The organism is Streptomyces sp. NPDC023573, from assembly GCF_055559735.1.
In genome coordinates this window covers 78,781-94,995 of record NZ_JBVHKB010000004.1, presented here as the reverse complement: position 1 = coordinate 94,995, position 16,215 = coordinate 78,781, and the positions used below count along the sequence as shown (strand labels likewise).

The 16,215-nt window shown below is 71.5% G+C and carries 14 protein-coding genes and 3 tRNA genes; 11 read left to right on the top strand and 6 right to left on the bottom strand.

Annotated features, from left to right (window positions below; genetic code table 11):
• Window positions 1-23: 23 nt before the first annotated feature.
• Window positions 24-1,238 (bottom strand): amidohydrolase family protein, encoded by a 1,215-nt coding sequence (locus ACZ32T_RS14360; RefSeq protein WP_467271546.1) that lies wholly within the window; start codon window positions 1,236-1,238, stop codon window positions 24-26.
• Window positions 1,239-1,340: 102 nt separating this feature from the next.
• Here ACZ32T_RS14360 and ACZ32T_RS14355 point away from each other — a divergent pair, with 102 nt between their 5' ends.
• On the top strand, window positions 1,341-1,808 hold the full coding sequence (locus tag ACZ32T_RS14355) for a MarR family winged helix-turn-helix transcriptional regulator (RefSeq protein ID WP_467271544.1): 468 nt from the start codon (window positions 1,341-1,343) through the stop codon (window positions 1,806-1,808).
• A gap of 563 nt (window positions 1,809-2,371) precedes the next feature.
• Here the strand turns inward: ACZ32T_RS14355 and ACZ32T_RS14350 are convergent.
• Window positions 2,372-2,677: a DUF6578 domain-containing protein gene (locus ACZ32T_RS14350; RefSeq protein ID WP_467367090.1), complete on the bottom strand. Its 306-nt coding sequence runs from the start codon at window positions 2,675-2,677 to the stop codon at window positions 2,372-2,374.
• A gap of 165 nt (window positions 2,678-2,842) precedes the next feature.
• On the opposite strand from ACZ32T_RS14350, the gene ACZ32T_RS14345 reads away from it, so the two are divergent.
• On the top strand, window positions 2,843-3,166 hold the full coding sequence (locus ACZ32T_RS14345) for a hypothetical protein (protein ID WP_467271542.1): 324 nt from the start codon (window positions 2,843-2,845) through the stop codon (window positions 3,164-3,166).
• Window positions 3,167-3,223: 57 nt separating this feature from the next.
• Window positions 3,224-3,298 (top strand) — tRNA-Trp (locus ACZ32T_RS14340).
• 210 nt (window positions 3,299-3,508) lie between these two features.
• Here the strand turns inward: ACZ32T_RS14340 and ACZ32T_RS14335 are convergent.
• Window positions 3,509-4,396: a bifunctional DNA primase/polymerase gene (locus tag ACZ32T_RS14335; protein ID WP_467367089.1), complete on the bottom strand. Its 888-nt coding sequence runs from the start codon at window positions 4,394-4,396 to the stop codon at window positions 3,509-3,511.
• A 254-nt stretch (window positions 4,397-4,650) separates the two neighbouring features.
• Here ACZ32T_RS14335 and ACZ32T_RS14330 point away from each other — a divergent pair, with 254 nt between their 5' ends.
• From ACZ32T_RS14330 to ACZ32T_RS14320, 3 genes are all read left to right on the top strand, one after another.
• Window positions 4,651-4,968, top strand: coding sequence for a hypothetical protein (locus ACZ32T_RS14330; RefSeq protein ID WP_467271538.1), 318 nt, complete (start codon window positions 4,651-4,653; stop codon window positions 4,966-4,968).
• 212 nt (window positions 4,969-5,180) lie between these two features.
• Entirely contained in the window at window positions 5,181-5,735 is a 555-nt protein-coding gene (locus tag ACZ32T_RS14325) for a SigE family RNA polymerase sigma factor (RefSeq protein ID WP_356708910.1), read from the top strand.
• A 179-nt stretch (window positions 5,736-5,914) separates the two neighbouring features.
• Window positions 5,915-7,561, top strand: a complete 1,647-nt coding sequence (locus ACZ32T_RS14320) for a long-chain fatty acid--CoA ligase (protein ID WP_467271536.1) — start codon at window positions 5,915-5,917, stop codon at window positions 7,559-7,561.
• 108 nt (window positions 7,562-7,669) lie between these two features.
• On the opposite strand, the gene ACZ32T_RS14315 is transcribed toward ACZ32T_RS14320, so the two are convergent.
• Together ACZ32T_RS14315 and ACZ32T_RS14310 are read right to left on the bottom strand one after the other, a co-directional pair.
• On the bottom strand, window positions 7,670-11,764 hold the full coding sequence (locus tag ACZ32T_RS14315) for a PAS domain-containing protein (RefSeq protein ID WP_467367087.1): 4,095 nt from the start codon (window positions 11,762-11,764) through the stop codon (window positions 7,670-7,672).
• Between the two features lie 344 nt (window positions 11,765-12,108).
• Window positions 12,109-12,579 (bottom strand): SSI family serine proteinase inhibitor, encoded by a 471-nt coding sequence (locus ACZ32T_RS14310; protein ID WP_467271533.1) that lies wholly within the window; start codon window positions 12,577-12,579, stop codon window positions 12,109-12,111.
• Between the two features lie 368 nt (window positions 12,580-12,947).
• On the opposite strand from ACZ32T_RS14310, the gene ACZ32T_RS14305 reads away from it, so the two are divergent.
• From ACZ32T_RS14305 to ACZ32T_RS14295, 3 genes are all read left to right on the top strand, one after another.
• Window positions 12,948-13,038, top strand: a tRNA-Ser gene (locus ACZ32T_RS14305).
• A gap of 206 nt (window positions 13,039-13,244) precedes the next feature.
• Window positions 13,245-13,317, top strand: a tRNA-Arg gene (locus tag ACZ32T_RS14300).
• 101 nt (window positions 13,318-13,418) lie between these two features.
• Window positions 13,419-13,865, top strand: a complete 447-nt coding sequence (locus ACZ32T_RS14295) for a hypothetical protein (RefSeq protein ID WP_467271531.1) — start codon at window positions 13,419-13,421, stop codon at window positions 13,863-13,865.
• A 31-nt stretch (window positions 13,866-13,896) separates the two neighbouring features.
• Here the strand turns inward: ACZ32T_RS14295 and ACZ32T_RS14290 are convergent, their stop codons facing one another.
• Window positions 13,897-14,133, bottom strand: coding sequence for a hypothetical protein (locus ACZ32T_RS14290; protein ID WP_467367085.1), 237 nt, complete (start codon window positions 14,131-14,133; stop codon window positions 13,897-13,899).
• Window positions 14,134-14,327: 194 nt separating this feature from the next.
• Between ACZ32T_RS14290 and ACZ32T_RS14285 the strand changes: the two genes are divergently transcribed.
• Complete coding sequence (locus tag ACZ32T_RS14285) at window positions 14,328-14,648, top strand: hypothetical protein (protein WP_467367082.1); 321 nt, start codon at window positions 14,328-14,330, stop codon at window positions 14,646-14,648.
• A 224-nt stretch (window positions 14,649-14,872) separates the two neighbouring features.
• Window positions 14,873-16,102, top strand: coding sequence for a cell wall protein (locus ACZ32T_RS14280; protein WP_467367081.1), 1,230 nt, complete (start codon window positions 14,873-14,875; stop codon window positions 16,100-16,102).
• Window positions 16,103-16,215: the final 113 nt, after the last annotated feature.

The window sequence follows — 16,215 nt, the reverse complement described above, 5'->3', positions numbered from 1 at the left end:
GGATCGCGTCCCAGAGCCTGTGGTTATGCCGCCACCCGAGTTCCGCGGCGCCAGACGGCACGGGTGTTGAGGGTGTCGCTGATGTTGCTGGTCGGGTCGCCGTCGACCAGTAGGAGGTCGGCGCGGAGGCCCTCGGCGATGCGGCCCCGGTCGCTCAGGCGGAAGCGGCGGGCCGTGGTCGCCGTGGCCGCGCGCAGCGCCCGGGCGGGTGTGAGGCCAGCTGTCACCAGGTACTGCAGTTCGTGGTGCAGGCTCGCTCCGTGTGCCAGGCCCCCGAAGAACGTCTCGGGCATGGAGACGTCGGTTCCGGCGAGCACGTCGACACCGGCAGCGTCCAGTGCGCGCACGGTGTCGTAAACGTCGTGGAGCTTGCCCTGCGGGTAGCGGTCATAGCTGGAGCGCAGGGTCCGGTCCCAGTCGGCGTCGAGGCGTGCGGCGACCCGGGGGTCGTCGGCGAGTTCGCTACCGGTGATCCCCATCATCGAGGCGTTGAGAGTGACGCAGGGGATGACGAACATGCCCGCGTCCTTGATCAGGCTGATGATCTCGGCGGTGTGCGGCTGGTCCATGAACACGTGGGTCACGCCGTCGATGCCGGCTTCGGCGGCCGTCCTGGTGGCCTCCACGGTCAGCGCGTGGGCCACGGTCAGGGCGCCGTACTTCTTGGCTTCGGCGACACCGGCGTGCACGGTGGCCCGGTCGAGCATGGGCAGCCCGGGGTGTCCCTCCACGCTGCCGTCGTCGATCATGAACTTGATGAAGTCGGACCCCCGGGCGAGGAGCTGCGGCACGAAGGCGGCGGCCTCCTCGGGTGTGGTGGAGAACGGCATCAGGGGCATTACCGGGGGAAGGTCCCACTTGGGTCGAAACCCTTCGGGCATCAGCTCGCTCGGGTGACCACCGGGCGGTGTGATGGCGAAGCCGGAGGAGCGCACGTCAGCCTGTGTGTCGTCGTCGGTGATGTCCCCTCGGTTCTCCCGGGTGTTCATCCCCTGCATCTCCAGTTCGGTCGTCACCCCGAACCGCAGGGCGAGCGCGAGGGAGCCCGGGGCGGAGTGGACGTGGGCGTCGATGAGTCCCGGCAGCAGGGTGGCACCGCTGCCGTCGATGATCTCGCTGCCCTCGGGAGCGTCGCCACCGACGCGGGCGATCCTCCCGCCGTCGATGACCACGGTCCGCACGCCGACCGCCTTCTCCCCGTCGAAGATCTGCGCGTTGGTGATCGCGGTGAGCGCCATGGCGGTCCGCCTCTTTTCCTGGCTCGTTCAAGATTTACATACCTGATGCTATGGACTTATCGAATGGTATGCAAATGTGCCGACCGGGCCTAGACTCGGCACATGAGCAGCACCTCCTCCTCCGAGCAGCCCTCCGACGACCGGACGCTGGATCAGATCGGTCCGGCGCTGTCCCGTCTGCGGCGACGCGCACCCGCAACGAGCAAGGACCTCTCCCGCAACCTCGTGCTCAACGTCATCGCCGACGCGCCGGGCGAGACGACCGTCGGCGGGCTTGCCGCCGAGATGGGCGTCGCGCAGCCGGTCGCCAGCCGGACCGTCGCCGCCTGCATAGCGGACGGGCTGCTGCGGCGGGCGGCGTCCCAGTCCGACGGGCGCCGCACCGTGCTCGAACTCACCGAGCACGGCGAGGCCGAACGCAACCGCTTCGCCGTCGAACAGCGGGAAGCGTTCCTGGAGATCACTGCCGCCTGGTCACCGGAGGAGCGAACCCAGTTCGCACGGCTCCTGACTCGATACGGAGTCGACGCCACCGCCTGGTCCAGGAAACAGACCCCAAACCGCGATTGAACGGGCAGCGCCCCGAGATCGAGCCACGGCCAGGAACTCAGGTGCCGATGCGCTGACGCCCTGACCAGTCTTGGCGCGCTCACAAGCTGAGCGGCACGCAGCGGGCACGATGGCGACGGCAATGGTTCCAGCGGGGCGGCTTCCACCCGTTTGACCTGCGAGGGGGTCCCCACGGAAGGGGATCGCGGGCGGCCGGGATACGGCGGGGCACTTCGACGAGCGCTGCTCTGGCGTCCGGCTCGTTCATCACCGTGTCTCCGTAGAGATCGACGGCTGGAAGGCGACCGGGGACGCGGAGATGGTGGAGCGACCCAAGCACGTCGGCCAACGCCTGTCCGTGCCCGTAGCAGCCTCGCGAACACGGTCGGGCTGGTTCCTGTCCAGGGCAACGACGTCGGCCGATAGGGTCGTGGCCATGGGGGACGGGAAGACTCGCAAGTGTGTTTGGTGCGAGAAGCAATTCACGCGGCGTTCGTTGTGGCGGGCGAAGCGTTACTGCAAGCGGCGGCACCAATGCGTGCACTACGGCACGATACTGGTGGGCTTCTTGTTCTCCTGAACGATCAGGCAGTGCACTGCCCGGCGGCCGGAACCAGCACGGGCGTGCCGGGCACGGGGTGGTGAATTCTGTCCGTAGCGCCCGGGGGTACCGCGTAACGACAGCGCACCTCGGCGATCGACACCACCTGCACCGAGGCAGGTGCGGGTATGTCCTCCTGGTCGCGGCCGGCGACGGCGGCGTGATTCTCCGGACCGACCTGCAGCAGCCCCCATGAGACGACGCCCTCTGGCGCGAAGCTCTGCCCGCAGCACTGGAACTGCCATTCGTCGGCCTGAATCGTCAGTGTCATGCGGTCCTCGTCAGTCATTGACATCTCGGGCGCGAGTGAAGGGACGTCCCAAGTCCGCCGCTAGGCAGTCGGATTACGGACTCGCTGCATGGATGTCAGAGCCTTGCAACAGCGATGGAGGACCGCCTCGTAGCTGCCCTACTGTGCACAACAGTCCCACCAGTAACGAACAGGAGATGTCGAGTGCGAAATGCCTCGCGTGCGAAGCGGTTCATAGCGGTCGGAGTCACCGGTGCCGCCCTGCTGGCCATGAGCGGTACGGCCCACGCCGCGTCCGCCGGCGGCGTCCAGACGAGTGCTGCCGCCCCCACGTGCGTCAAGGTCAACGTCGACACGGGAACCATCTCGAAGACGGCCTACGTGACGAACAAGTGCTCCACGACGAAGCGGGTCAAGGTCGTGTGGTCCTTCGCCCCCGATTCCGACTGCAACACCCTCAAGCCCGGCCAGAAGTTCAAGACCAAGCGCGGTCTGGCGCCGCAGTTCGACGGACTGGCCCTGTGCTGAGCGCTTCTCGCTCACATCGCTCAAGACGCAGGGTCAGTTCGTAGGATGACGGCGGGCAGAGTCGTAGCGCAGAGGTTGTCGCGCGCGGTCTCCAAAACCGTGAGGACGCCGGTTCGAAGCCGGCCGGTTCTGCTTTCCCGCCCGCGGCCGTCCGGTGCTCTCAGTCTTCCGGCCGGAGTCCACCGACATCGGTGGTGGCGGTGACGAAACAGGGCCGGACCCGACCGCGTCCCCGACCGGTCCGGGCAGGCCGACCGACGTGCCCGGCCCCCGAGGACTGCCCCGTCCACCCCGCCGGCGACGTATCCGCCGCCGGGCGTGCTGTCACGGGATTCGCCTGGCTCATGGCCACAGTTTCCGCCGTGGAGACGTCAGGCGTGCGGCCGAGGCGATTGCGGCGCGGGCCTCGTGTTCGGTGAGGCCGGTGCTGGTCGCCGCGTCGGTGAGGGCGTCCGCGAGGGCGTCGCCGAAGCCGTGTTCGTACGCGCGGCAGGCCGCCCAGAACAGCCGGGTGTTGCGCTGGCCCTCGTGGGCGGCGCGTACGAACTGGACCAGGCCTTCCCCCTGTCGGCCGGGTGAGGTCCGGCCGGTGGTGCGGTGGGGGCGTGGTGGGGGCGTGAGCAGGCGGAGGAGGGCGCGGGGGCAGGGAGCGGGCGCGAGGTGGGCGGTGCCGGGGGCGAGCCGGTATCTGCCGTGGGTCGTGACCGAGCCCGGGCCGACCAGGTAGCCGCCCGCTCCGCGTACGTCGATGCCGGGAGCGAGGCGGCCCGCGGAGTTGGGTACGCAGACGCCGGACGGGCCCGTGAGCCAGAGGTGCCGGCCACCGCTGGGCGTGAGCACCGTGACGGTGGCCGGGATGGTGAACAGGTGCTGGAGGGCCAGGTGCTGGAGCGCGGCGACCGAGTCGTTGCCGTGGGTGGCGTCGATGTCGAGGTCGATACCGATGAGGCGGTGCGGCATCCGACCGCAGGCGATGCCGTACCCGGTGGCTCTGGGCGCCGCAGCGAAGAGGGCGCGGACGGCGGCCGGGTCGGTGGTGGCGTCGTGCACCCCGTGTCCGGGCAGCCCGCAGGCGCCCCGGCAGTGCACGGGAGGGTCTTCGTCGCGGTGCGGTGAGCGCAGTGCGGGGAGCTTGGTGGCGGACAGCGGGAAGACGGGTAGCCCGCGCTCGGCGGCGGAGAGCGCGTGGGACAGGGCCAGGGTGGCGGTCTGCCGGTCGGTGGTGGCCATGGAACTATTTTCGTACAAGCGTTCGAAGAAGGGAAGAGGGGCAGGTCCGCCCGGGGCGGAACGACTTTCCCCGTGCGGGAGGTTTATCGGGTGTTCGTCATACGTGCGGGGGAATCGCGCGTCATGGGCGGTTCGCCGGGGACGTGGTGGGCAGTTCTGCTCCCGCGACGTCGTGACCAACACCGAGGCGGTCGGCCAACTGCTTCGGAGACAGCCGCTTTCAAGCAGCGTTCCCGGTTCCTGGAGGAATTGACATGGCACGTATCCGTACCGCTCGCGCCCTTGCCGCGGTCGCCGCCCTGCCTCTCGCCGCCGCCCTGTTCGGCGGGGTGGCGACGGCCGACAACGGTGCGTTCGCGAGTGACGGATCGAACGCGGGGGTGGCGACCGTCGGGAACGGAGGCGTCGGCGGGGACAACTCCGGCAACTCGTCCACGTCGCAGCAGCAGGCCGTCGGCGCCGGTGCCTCCAACCACAGCAATACGGTGCAGGTCAGCCAATCGCCCTTCACGTACATCGACCAGTCCACGTACAACTTCTACGTGATCTTCCCGCCGCTCTGGACGGACTGACCGAGTGCCCGTGCGGCGGCGTCGCCGCCGCTGCCGCACGGGACTTTCGGCCGATGGCGGGGGGCGTGCCCGGTGGTGGGGACCCTGACACGGGCGGCCCCACCCTCCACCTTCAGGAGGTGGAGCCCGTCCAGCCCCTACAACCTGAGGCGGACGTGGCTTCGGGACCTGGGGCCGATCCCCTCGACCGTGCCCGCTCCTAGCGTGGAGTCATGACCACGCCAGTCTGCACCGGGGCCTCCAGGGCGGTCGCCGCCTCCGCCGGACACCGCCGATATCCGTCGTTCTCCTCGTACGTACGGGCCAGAGGCCCCGTGCTGCTGCGCACCGCACGTTCCCTCACCGCCAACCCGAGCGATGCCGAGGACCTGCTGCAGACCGCGCTCACCAAGACGTACGTCGCCTGGGAGCGGATCGAGGACCACCGGGCCCTCGACGGATACGTCCGTCGGGCCCTGGTGAACACCCGGACCTCGCAGTGGCGCAAGCGCAAGGTCGACGAGTTCGCCTGCGAGGAACTGCCCGAGAAGGAGACCGCGCCCGCGCCGGACCCCGCGGAGCAGCAGTCGCTGCACGACGCGATGTGGCGAGCCGTGCTCAAGCTGCCGGACCGCCAGCGTGCCATGGTCGTCCTCAGGTATTACGAGGACCTCAGCGAGGTCCAGACGGCGGAGGTGCTCGGCGTGTCCGTCGGCACGGTCAAGAGCGCCGTGTCGCGGGCCCTCGGAAAGCTCCGTGAGGATCCGGAGCTCACCCCGGTCCGCTGACCCGGCAACCCCGCACCGGCGGTCCGCGCCCCTCGCGCAGGCACTCGCGCAGGCCCTCGCGCAGCCCTCTTCTGCGGGCCGACACCGATTCGTACTCCCGGAAGTAGTGACATACCGCGTGGTATGTGAGCAGAATCAGCGCACTCTTACCGCCGCGTAGCGCCCACCGGGAGGACGCCGTGCTGAGCACCATGCAGGACGTACCGCTGACTGTGACCCGCATCCTGACCCACGGGATGACCATCCACGGGAAGTCGCAGGTGACGACCTGGACCGGCGACCCGGAGCCGCACCGGCGGAGTTTCGCCGAGATCGGCAGGCGGGCCGCGCAACTGGCGCACGCCCTGCGTGACGAGCTGGGGGTCGACGGCGACCAGCGCGTCGCGACCCTGATGTGGAACAACTCCGAGCATGTCGAGGCATATCTGGCGATCCCCTCGATGGGCGCCGTGCTCCACACGCTCAACCTGCGGCTCCCGGCCGAGCAGCTGATCTGGGTCGTCGGCCACGCCGACGACAAGGTGGTCCTCGTCAACGGTTCGCTGCTGCCGCTGCTCGCACCGCTGCTCCCCCACCTGCCCTCCGTCGAACACGTCGTGGTGTCGGGGCCCGGCGACCGCTCCGTGCTCGACGGTGCCACGGCCCGGGTGCACGAGTACGAGGAGCTGATCGCCGGCCGCCCGGTCTCCTACGACTGGCCAGAGCTCGACGAACGCCAGGCCGCCGCCATGTGCTACACCTCCGGCACCACGGGGGACCCCAAGGGCGTCGTCTACTCCCACCGCTCCATCTACCTGCACTCCATGCAGATCAACATGGCCGAGTCGATGGGGCTGACCGACAAGGACACGACGCTCGTCGTGGTGCCGCAGTTCCACGTGAACGCCTGGGGGCTCCCGCACGCGACGTTCATGACCGGCGTCAACATGCTCATGCCCGACCGCTTCCTCCAGCCGGCTCCGCTCGCCGAGATGATCGAGCAGGAGCGTCCGTCGCACGCGGCGGCCGTCCCCACCATCTGGCAGGGGCTGCTGGCCGAGGTCACCGCCAAGCCGCGCGACCTCTCCTCCATGGCCCGCGTCACCATCGGCGGCGCCGCGTGTCCGCCTTCCCTGATGGAGGCGTACGACAAGCTCGGTGTCCGCCTCTGCCACGCCTGGGGCATGACGGAGACCTCGCCGCTCGGAACCATGTCCAACCCGCCCGCCGGTCTGACCGAGGCGCAGGAGTGGCCGTACCGCATCACCCAGGGCCGGTTCCCGGCCGGGGTCGAGGCGCGGCTGACCGGCCCCGGAGGCGAACACCTGCCGTGGGACGGGGAGTCCGCGGGTGAGCTGGAGGTGCGCGGCCCCTGGATCGCGGCCGCGTACTACGGCGGCACGGACGGCGGGGCGCTGCGCCCCGAGGACAAGTTCAGCGAGGACGGCTGGCTGAAGACCGGAGACGTCGGCGTGATCAGCGACGAGGGCTACCTCACGCTGACCGACCGGGCCAAGGACGTCATCAAGTCCGGCGGGGAGTGGATCTCCAGCGTCGACCTGGAGAACGCGATCATGGCGCACCCGGATGTGGCTGAGGCGGCGGTCGTCGCCGTGCCCGACGAGAAGTGGGGCGAGCGTCCCCTCGCGACCGTCGTTCTCAAGGAGGGCGCCACCGTCGACTACGCGGAGCTCAGGACCTTCCTCGCCCAGTCCGTCGCCAAGTGGCAGCTGCCCGAGCGCTGGACGATCGTCCCGGCGGTGCCGAAGACGAGCGTGGGCAAGTTCGACAAGAAGGTGATCCGCAGGCAGTACGCGGACGGCGAGCTGGACATCACGCAGCTCTGATCCGGGCCGGCCGCCCGGAGCACGGCGTACGACGAGGGCGGTACGGGTCTTCCCGTACCGCCCTCGTCGTAACCGCCCTCTTCGTACGCACCCGGTGACCTCCGGGCGTCAGTTCGTCCCTATCTTCGCCAGCAGATCCACGATCCTGGACTGCACCTCGTCGCTCGTGGAGCGCTCGGCGAGGAAGAGCACCGTCTCACCTGAGGCGAGCCGCGGCAGGTCCGCCTCCTCCATACCGGCCGAGGTGTAGACGACCAGCGGGGTGTGGTTCAGCGAGCCGTTCGCGCGGAGCCAGTCGATGATCCCGGCGCGTCGGCGGCGCACCTGCATCAGGTCCATCACCACCAGGTTCGGCCGCATCCGGGTGGCGATGTCGACCGCCTCGCTGTCGCCCGAGGCCCGGGCGACCTGCATGCCGCGCCGCTCCAGCGTCTCCGTCAGCGCCAGCGCGATCTCCTCGTGCTCCTCGATCACCAGGACCCTCGGCGGATGCTGGTCGCTGTCGCGCGGGGCGAGCGCCTTGAGGAGGACGGCCGGGTCGGCGCCGTACGCCGCTTCCCTGGTCGCCTGCCCCAGGCCGGCCGTCACCAGCACCGGGACCTCCGCCGCGACGGCCGCCTGACGCAGCGACTGCAGGGCCGTGCGGGTGATCGGGCCGGTCAGCGGGTCGACGAACAGTGCGGCGGGGAACGCCGCGATCTGGGCGTCCACCTCCTCGCGGGAGTGCACGATCACCGGCCGGTAGCCACGGTCGCTGAGGGCCTGCTGGGTGGAGACGTCCGGGGCGGGCCAGACGAGCAGGCGCCGCGGGTTGTCCAGCGGCTCCGGGGGCAGTTCGTCGTCGACGGGCTGCGGCTGCGGGCGGTTCGCCACCTCGACGGCACCGCCGGGGCCGTCCAGCGGCTCCGGCCCCTCGGCTCCCGCGTCGGGGGCCCCTATCGCGTACGCGCGCCCCTCGGACGCCGGTGTGGACAGCAGCCGGCCGGAGCCGGAGCCCTGCACGGTGCTGCCCTGCGCGCCGCCGGGCTGCGGCGGTACGGGGGCCGGGGCGGGCTGCGGCGGTACGGGAGCCACGGCGGGCGGGGCGGGGCGCTCCGCCTCCGGCGGGGCGGCGAGCTTGCGGCGTCGCCCGGCCCCGCCCAGCGTCTGGTTCTGCTGGTGCGCGAGGTGCTGCGCGAAGGGCACGCCCTGCCCCAGCGTCCGCACGCTGAAGGCACGGCCCTGGGTCGAGTCCGAGGACGCCGGCATGGGCGCCTCGGCGGGCAGCGGCTGGCGCCGCGCGTCCGGTACGGGGGCCGGCGCGTCGCTGTCCGCCGGGTGCGGCCCGGTCTCGGGCGCGGGTTCCGCAGCGGGGGCGGCCGGGGCGGCGGCGGTACCCGTGGTGTGGGTGGTGCTGCCGGGGCCCGTCCAGGCCTCCTCCCCGTCCGGGTTCACGTCGTCCTCGTGCGCCGACGTGACCGGACCCTGCACCGTGGCACCGCTCTGCGCCCAGTCGGGCTGCGGAGGAACGGCGGGCAGCGGCTGCCCCGGAACGGGATGGCCCGGCCGTGCCTGTGGCTCCGGCGCCTCGGCGGGCCGTGCCCTCCGGCGGCCGGACGGGACGGGGTGGGGCTGCGGAGGGGTGTGGTCCGCGTCGGGGGCGTGCCGTACGGCGTCGTGACGCTCGGGCAGCGGGCCGTCCCCGGCGGGGACCGGCTGAGCAGGGGCGGGGACAGGGGCAGGGGCGGGCGGGGCCGGGGCTGGTTGCGGGGTGGGCGAGACCGGGGCTGGTTGCGGGGTGGGCGAGACCGGGGCTGCTTGCGGGGCGGGCGAGACCGGGGCGGGAGCCGGCGGTGCCACGACCGGTGAGCCAGGAGCCACGGGCGGGACGCGGTCCGCATCGGCGGGCGGCAGGGCGAACGCGGTGCGCGGACCCGAGGGTTCGGCCGCGGCGGCGCGTTCCTGTGCCGCGGCGAGAGCCCGGCGGGCCCGTCGCCCTCCGGGCTGCTGGGCCGGCTGTTCCTGCCGCGACCGGTCCTGCTGTGCAGGGGCCTCGGGCGAGGCGATGGCGGGCAGCGCCGCCCGGCCGCCGCCCTGGCGTCCGGAGGCGTTCTGCGGCACTCCCTGGGGCGGCACCGTCTGCCCCCGCTGCGGGCGGCCGCCACCGCCCTGCGCGCCCTCGGCGGCCGTGACCACGGACCCCTCCGAGGGGGCGGAGGCCGCCGCGGGGAGGGCCAGCGCCTGCCGGGGCTCGCCACCCGTCTCCGCGGGGCTGGGGCGGCCGCGCCTGCGCCCGGAGCCCTCGTTCCGCTGAGGCAGGGTCATGTCCTGTTCCCGCTGCGGCTCCTGCGCGGCCGGGGAGTCGCGGCGGGCCCTGCGTCGGCCGGTAGGCTCCGCCGCCGCGGTGTCACCGGACTCCGCACCGGCCGGACCCGCGTCCACGGGGCTGTCCAGGAACGCGTCCGTCGACCCCCTGCGCGCCCGGCGCCGACCGCCCTGCGGGGCGGGCTCCGGGCCCTGTTCCGGCACGGCGGCCGCCTCGGGCACCGGGAGCGGCTCGGGCACGACGGTCCCGGCGCCCGTGCCGAGCGGAACCTCCAGGACGTACGCGCTGCCGCTCATCCCGGCCATCTCGTGCGTCTGGAGCACACCGCCGTGCGCACGCACGATCCCGCGCACGATCGGCACGTGCACCGGGTCTCCGCCGGCGAACGGCCCGCGCACCTCGATCCGTACGACCTCACCGCGCTGCGCCGCGGCCACGACCACCGTCGAGTCGACGTAGCCGCCGCCCGGCACCGGCCGGGCCTTGCCGGTCGAGTCGACACCGGCCACGTCGGCGACGAGATGGGCGAGCGCCGTGATCAGCCGGCCGGCGTCGACCTCGGCCTCGATCGGCGGGGCGTGCACGGCGAACTGGGCGCGCCCGGGACCGATCAGCTCGACGGCGCCGTCGATGCCCGCGGTCACCACGGCGTCGAGCAGCACCGTCTGCTTGACGAGCTCCTCGGAGCCGGTGTCCAGGCGCTGATAGCTCAGCACGTTGTCGACGAGCGTCGTCATGCGCGCGTAGCCCGCCGCGAGGTGGTGCAGGATCTGGTTGGCCTCGGGCCATAGCTGGCCGGCCGGATCGGCGGCGAGGGCCGAGAGCTCGCCGCGCAGCTCCTCCAGCGGGCCCCGCAGGGACTCGCCCAGCACGGCGGTCAGCTGGGTGTGCCGCGCTTCGAGTCCGGTGAGACGCTCCGCCTGCTCCTCCAGCTCGGAGGCGTACCGCTCGGTCCGGTCGGCGGACTCCGCCGCGTGCCGTTCGGTGAGTTCGGCGATCTCGGCCCGGTGGCTCTCGGTCAGCCGGGCGATCTCGGCCGCGTGCCGGGCGGTCAGCCCGGAGACCTCGTCGGTGTGCTGCTGCGACAGTTCCTCGTAGGGCCTGCGGTCGGTGAACGTCATCACGGCGCCGACGAGCTGGTCCCCGTCGCGGACCGGGGCGGTCGTCAGGTCCACCGGGACCTGGTCACCGCTCTTGGACCAGAGCACCTGCCCGCGTACGCGGTGCTTGCGACCGGACCGCAGGGTGTCGGCGAGCGGCGACTCCTCGTACGGGAACGGGCCGCCCTCCGCCCGTGAGTGCAGGATCAGCGGGTGGAGCTCCTGGCCGCCGAGGTCGCTGGCCCTGAAGCCGAGGATCTGGGCGGCGGCGGGGTTGACGAGGACGACCCGGCCGTCCGTGTCCGTGCCGACGACGCCCTCGGAGGCGGCCCGCAGGATCATCTCGGTCTGGCGCTGCGAACGGGCCAGCTCGGCCTCGGTGTCGACGGTGCCGGAGAGGTCCCGCACGACGAGCATGAGCAGCTCGTCGCCGGTGAAGTTGGAGTGGATGTCGTTGTATCCGGCCTGGCCGCTGTCCAGGGAGGCGCTGGTGACCTCGACCGGGTACTCGGTGCCGTCGGTCCGGCGCGCGGTCATCCGCGTCGGCTTCGTCCTGCCCTGCTCGTCCGCAGCGTCCGGCCTGCGCATCGACCCCGGGATCAGCCTGGAGTCGAACTCCGGAAGCAGATCGAGCAGTCCGCGGCCCACGAGCGCGGTGCCCGGGGTCTCGAACATTTCGAGGGCGATGGTGTTGGCGTTGACGACCGTGCCGTTGCAGTTGACGAGCAGGAGCCCGTCCGGGAGGGCGTCGAGTATGGCTGCGAGGCGAGCAGCGCCTCGGGATGGCCTGCTGCTCACGAGACGCTTCCTCCCTGAATACCGCACCTTGCCGACAGCGGGCCCCATCCTGCCCCTCGGGCCTCAGGCTGTCACTTGAGGAGTCTAAAGGCAGGGAGCGCATGGCGGGCGGCGGATGAGGGGGAGCTCTCACCAAGGTTCTGTGCACGCGGTGTACGCCGGTGGCCCGGGGCGTGACGGCGAGCGCCCCCTCTGACGTGCGCCTATGGGTTCCGGTGTGCGCCCGGAGGCCCCCTGGAACGCCCCCGGAACCCGGCCTTCACGGCGTCCGGGGCGGCCTGTGCGCGCCCCGGTGTGCGCCGTCCGGCCGGCTGAAGTCCCCGGCGCACGCCCCGCCGAACCAGCTACCTCGCGGAGGGGAGCACCGGCACGAGGTTGTTCCAACGGGAGATCTCGCAGCCGTTGGCCCGGGTGAAGCGCGCGTCGACGTCCTCGCCCTGCCAGGTGCCCTGGACGCGTGCGGCGGCCGGCCCACCGGCCTGCTGGGTGCACATGGCGTTGCGGTCCGTGGCGACGAAGGGGTTGTCCCCCGACTCGGCGGCCTCCTCCAGCAGGTCGCAAGCGCGCTGTGCCTCGGGGTGACTGCCGCCCGCCGGGCCGCACTCCAGCTCGAAGACCCCGTCGGCAGCCGGGTTGCCGGACTCGGAGACGGTCACGGTGAGCCGGGTGTCCGTGTCCTGCGCCGTCGGCCAGTCGCCCTGGAGCACGGGGAGGGGAGGGAGCGGTACGAGGGGGGACACCGCCGTGGCGGCGGGTGCGGCGGCGGACAGTACGGCGAGGGACGCGACGGCGGTGAGGGTGAGACGGCGCAGCATGCGGGGCTCCTGTTGTTCTGGCGCGCCCAGGAGCGCGCCGGCCTGCTCCGGTGCACGCCGGATGATCGAGGCGCGCGCCAGGGCACACGGGGGTGACGGACGGAGGGCGGAGCCCTCGTCCTCTCTAACGCTCCTTACGCCCGTACGTTGCGCAACTCATGGGGGGCCGACCGGAACAGCCGCGCGCACTCGAACACCCGACCGGCCGTGCGGGCCGGGCATACGGCGGGAACGCCGGACCGGCGCACCCGCCGCAGGGCGCTTTGCCTCGCCGCCCACCTGCCTAGTACCGTGGGCGGCGATTGGTGACAGCGCGCTCGACTGTGTCATCATCTGCACGCACCACCCGCGCTCGCGCGGGGTGTGCTGGAGGCGTCGCCTAGTCCGGTCTATGGCGCCGCACTGCTAATGCGGTTTGGGTCTTAAAGCCCATCGAGGGTTCAAATCCCTCCGCCTCCGCAGGAACCCGAAGCCCCACGCCCCAGGCGTGGGGCTTCGGTCGTTCCGGGGCCTGGGAAACCTGCCCCAGGAGATCGTTTCTGCAGGTCAGGGGCGGTACGGCTAATGGATTTCGCGTCCCGGCGCAGGTCATGTAATGTTGTTCTCGCAACGCCGACGGGGCAGAAAAGCCCGGGAGGCGGGACCGAGGCTCAGGCCGAGGAAACGCACTCGTAGCTTAACGGATAGAGCATCTGACTACGGATCAGAAGGTTGCAGGTTCGAATCCTGCCGAGTGCACAGCAGGCCAGAGGCCCCAGGAGAAATCCTGGGGCCTCTCGCGTTGCCCGTACAGCGAGAACGGATCTCGCAAGCCGTCCGGGCAGTCGTAAGGTCAGCGCGTGACCTACGCGGATGCGGACATGGGTGCTCCTGACGGGGCCCACAACTGGGCAGACGGTACGGGTCTGCTCGGGATGGACCAGCCGGAAGAAGTCGACGGGGCTTTCGAGCGCGGAGAGCCGCACGTCGGTGTGGCTGTGATCGGTCTTGCGCTCAGCCATCCCGATCCCGTGGTCATCCTTCCTCGGATCGCCCGTGCTCTTCGATCGGACTCGGAGGAACTGCGTCGCCAGGGCACGGTCGCCCTGGCGCACGTCGCACGCCTTCACCACACGGTCGATACCGAGTGCCTGTCCCTCTTGCGGGCGCGCCCCAGGGGCAACGAAGCGGACGACGATCTCTGGACGTTCGTCCGGCGCCGGCGTCTGCCTCTCTGGCTCTGGCTCCATCACCTGCCCCGCCACACGAAGTGGCTGGTCTGGGACCGCTGGCGCGCTTTCTCGTGACTCGATCAGATTCGGAGTCGGGTGACGAGGGTCAGCGGCACGTCTGGCCCTTCGGGCAGGCCAGACAGCTACGGGGAAACCAGCGGACCTCCGATCCGTGTGCCTCGGTCAGTTGCGGGCCGAGGTCGCGGACCGCCCCGGTGTGCAGGGTCGTACCGCAGAAGACGCAGTGCACGCCCCGCTGCTGCTGTGCGGACAGCTCCGCGATCGGCGGCAGCGCGACGAGCCGCCTGTCGGGCGGGGAGTCCGGGGTGGAAGGATGGCGCATGGTCGGTCTCCTGGTGATCTCAGGGTTCTGACTGGCCCCGGCCATGTGGAGGTGCGAACTCCGAGCCCGGGGCCGTTCTGTTGCTACGGGACCGTTGGTCGGCCTCGCGAGAACGAAGTTAAACCCCGGGCTTGAATCGCGTCAAGCCCGGGGTTTACAGTCGTGTTGGCCGCGCCGCTGGAGGGAGCGCGGGAATGACGAATGACCCTGAGCACACCCAGGAGGTGAAACGCCTCGTGGAAGCCATCGCGGCATTCAGGGACATCGAGGACGACGAGGCTTGCGCCGTGGCTGTGTCGCGGGTGTTGGAGGACTGGCCCAGCTACCAGACGAAACTCCGACAACTGCGGCAGCAGCGCGTCAATGCTCTGAAAGAACAAGGCAGGACATGGAAGGAGATCGGGCAGCTCCTCGGAGGCATCTCCGCCGCTCGCGCCCAGCAGATCGGCAAGGGCCAGAGCGGAGCGCAACGGCGCAGGGCCGACCGGGAAGCACAAGGGCCTGCCGCCGGATGAAGACGGCCGGGCGGTGTGGAGACCACCGCCCGGCCGGAGTGACCAGCGGGTCATCACCCCGCCGATCCGGAATCCACCCATAGGAAGAGAAGGATTCGCGTTCGATCGTAGGACGGGCAGTACCCGCATGGTGACCGCTCCCGTGCCCGCGAGCCGTCCATAACGGCCCCGCTTCCGCAAGCCTCGCGGCCCAGAACCGGCCGCCCCACACCCCACGGACTGTGATGCGCCACCCCACCGGCGCGGCTTCGCGCTGCGCTTCTTCGGCATGCCCGGATTCGGCATGGAACCCCGTCCCCCGTCCCCTGCAAGAGCTCGACGCGACGGCCTCCCGGCACGCCCAGCCGGGCGCGTGGCTGCGGGCGGTGGTGTGGCTCGTCGAGGCGGGCCCGCACCGAAGGGCCGGGGCGACGACGCTGGCCGTCGCGCGTGATCTGGCCGGGCGGATGGACTACCGGCTGGGCTTCGTGTTGTACGACCTGGAGGGCACGGCTGCCCGGTGCGGGGTGTCGGCGGCGACGCTGAAGCGGCACGTACGGGTGTTGCGGGAGCTGGGTGCCCTGGTGTGGCGGCGGCACGGGACCAAGCGGAACCTGCACCTGCCCGGGCGCCGGTACGCGGGCATGGCGACGATCTACGCCGCGACGATCCCGGCCGTGTACGACGTGGCGATGGGCCACCGTCTGGAAGGCGCCGGATACGGGGCGCGGGTGTGCGGGGTGACGGATGCGGGCCGGGACCGTGCGGTGGGAGCCGCGCGGACGAGGGCTGGTTCTGTGGATAACTCGGCGGGAGGAAAGCGCAGTTCAGGCGAGTGTGCGCCCCATTCTTCCGGGCCCCACCACGACCTGCGCACAGCTGATGTGAGTGGGAGGTTGAACTACACCTCGCGCAGACGCGCGACAGCGGATCACGGGCGGCGGCGGTCCCCGCTCCAGGTCGCCCGTGACATCGCCGTCGCCCGGCAGGTGCGACCGCTCGTCGGCTGGACCCAGCACGAGGGGCTGCGCCGCCTCGCGTACGCGTTGCGCCCGCTCATCGACCGGGGCCTCGACGCCCGCGACATCGCGGCGGAGCTCTGCGGCTCGGCCGCCGGGTGGCGGCCGAGCCGGCCGGCGGCCTGGATCACCGCAGTCCTGGTGCGGGACCGTGAGGTGCCCGTGAGGCACGGGGGCACCGAGCCGCCGGAGGTGTTTCGGCGCGCTGTGACCGAGGTGCGGGAGTCGTTCGCCGAGTCTGCCGACGGCGTGGTGCCGGTTGACGGCATCGGCGGGCTGACGCGTGGAGAGGTCGTTCGGTTACGTTCGGCCGCCGCGACGGACCCGGGTCTGGTGCTCGCCGCCCTGGAGAACCTCGGCGAGAGGGACACTCGCCGTCTCTACACGAACCGGCTCGTGGACGAGGTGCTGTTGTACGAGTTCACCGGGGCCCGCCGTGGGCGTATCGATCGGTGAGTCTCCAGAGCCCTCAGCAGGCCTGACTGTCCTGCCGACGCGCCTGTACGCCCAGTGCGGGCCCGCACCGCCGAACGCCCCCTCCGGCCCGGCCCGGTCAGCTGCGCTCGACG

Bases quoted from the DNA above. Each gene is read 5' to 3' on its own strand.
- ACZ32T_RS14310 (WP_467271533.1), bottom strand. From the start codon at position 12,579: ATGCTGCGCCGTCTCACCCTCACCGCCGTCGCGTCCCTCGCCGTACTG.
- ACZ32T_RS14280 (WP_467367081.1), top strand. From the start codon at position 14,873: ATGCGCCACCCCACCGGCGCGGCTTCGCGCTGCGCTTCTTCGGCATGC.
- ACZ32T_RS14360 (WP_467271546.1), bottom strand. From the start codon at position 1,238: ATGGCGCTCACCGCGATCACCAACGCGCAGATCTTCGACGGGGAGAAG.
- ACZ32T_RS14335 (WP_467367089.1), bottom strand. From the start codon at position 4,396: ATGGCCACCACCGACCGGCAGACCGCCACCCTGGCCCTGTCCCACGCG.
- ACZ32T_RS14325 (WP_356708910.1), top strand. From the start codon at position 5,181: ATGACCACGCCAGTCTGCACCGGGGCCTCCAGGGCGGTCGCCGCCTCC.
- ACZ32T_RS14350 (WP_467367090.1), bottom strand. From the start codon at position 2,677: ATGACTGACGAGGACCGCATGACACTGACGATTCAGGCCGACGAATGG.
- ACZ32T_RS14355 (WP_467271544.1), top strand. From the start codon at position 1,341: ATGAGCAGCACCTCCTCCTCCGAGCAGCCCTCCGACGACCGGACGCTG.
- ACZ32T_RS14330 (WP_467271538.1), top strand. From the start codon at position 4,651: ATGGCACGTATCCGTACCGCTCGCGCCCTTGCCGCGGTCGCCGCCCTG.
- ACZ32T_RS14290 (WP_467367085.1), bottom strand. From the start codon at position 14,133: ATGCGCCATCCTTCCACCCCGGACTCCCCGCCCGACAGGCGGCTCGTC.
- ACZ32T_RS14285 (WP_467367082.1), top strand. From the start codon at position 14,328: ATGACGAATGACCCTGAGCACACCCAGGAGGTGAAACGCCTCGTGGAA.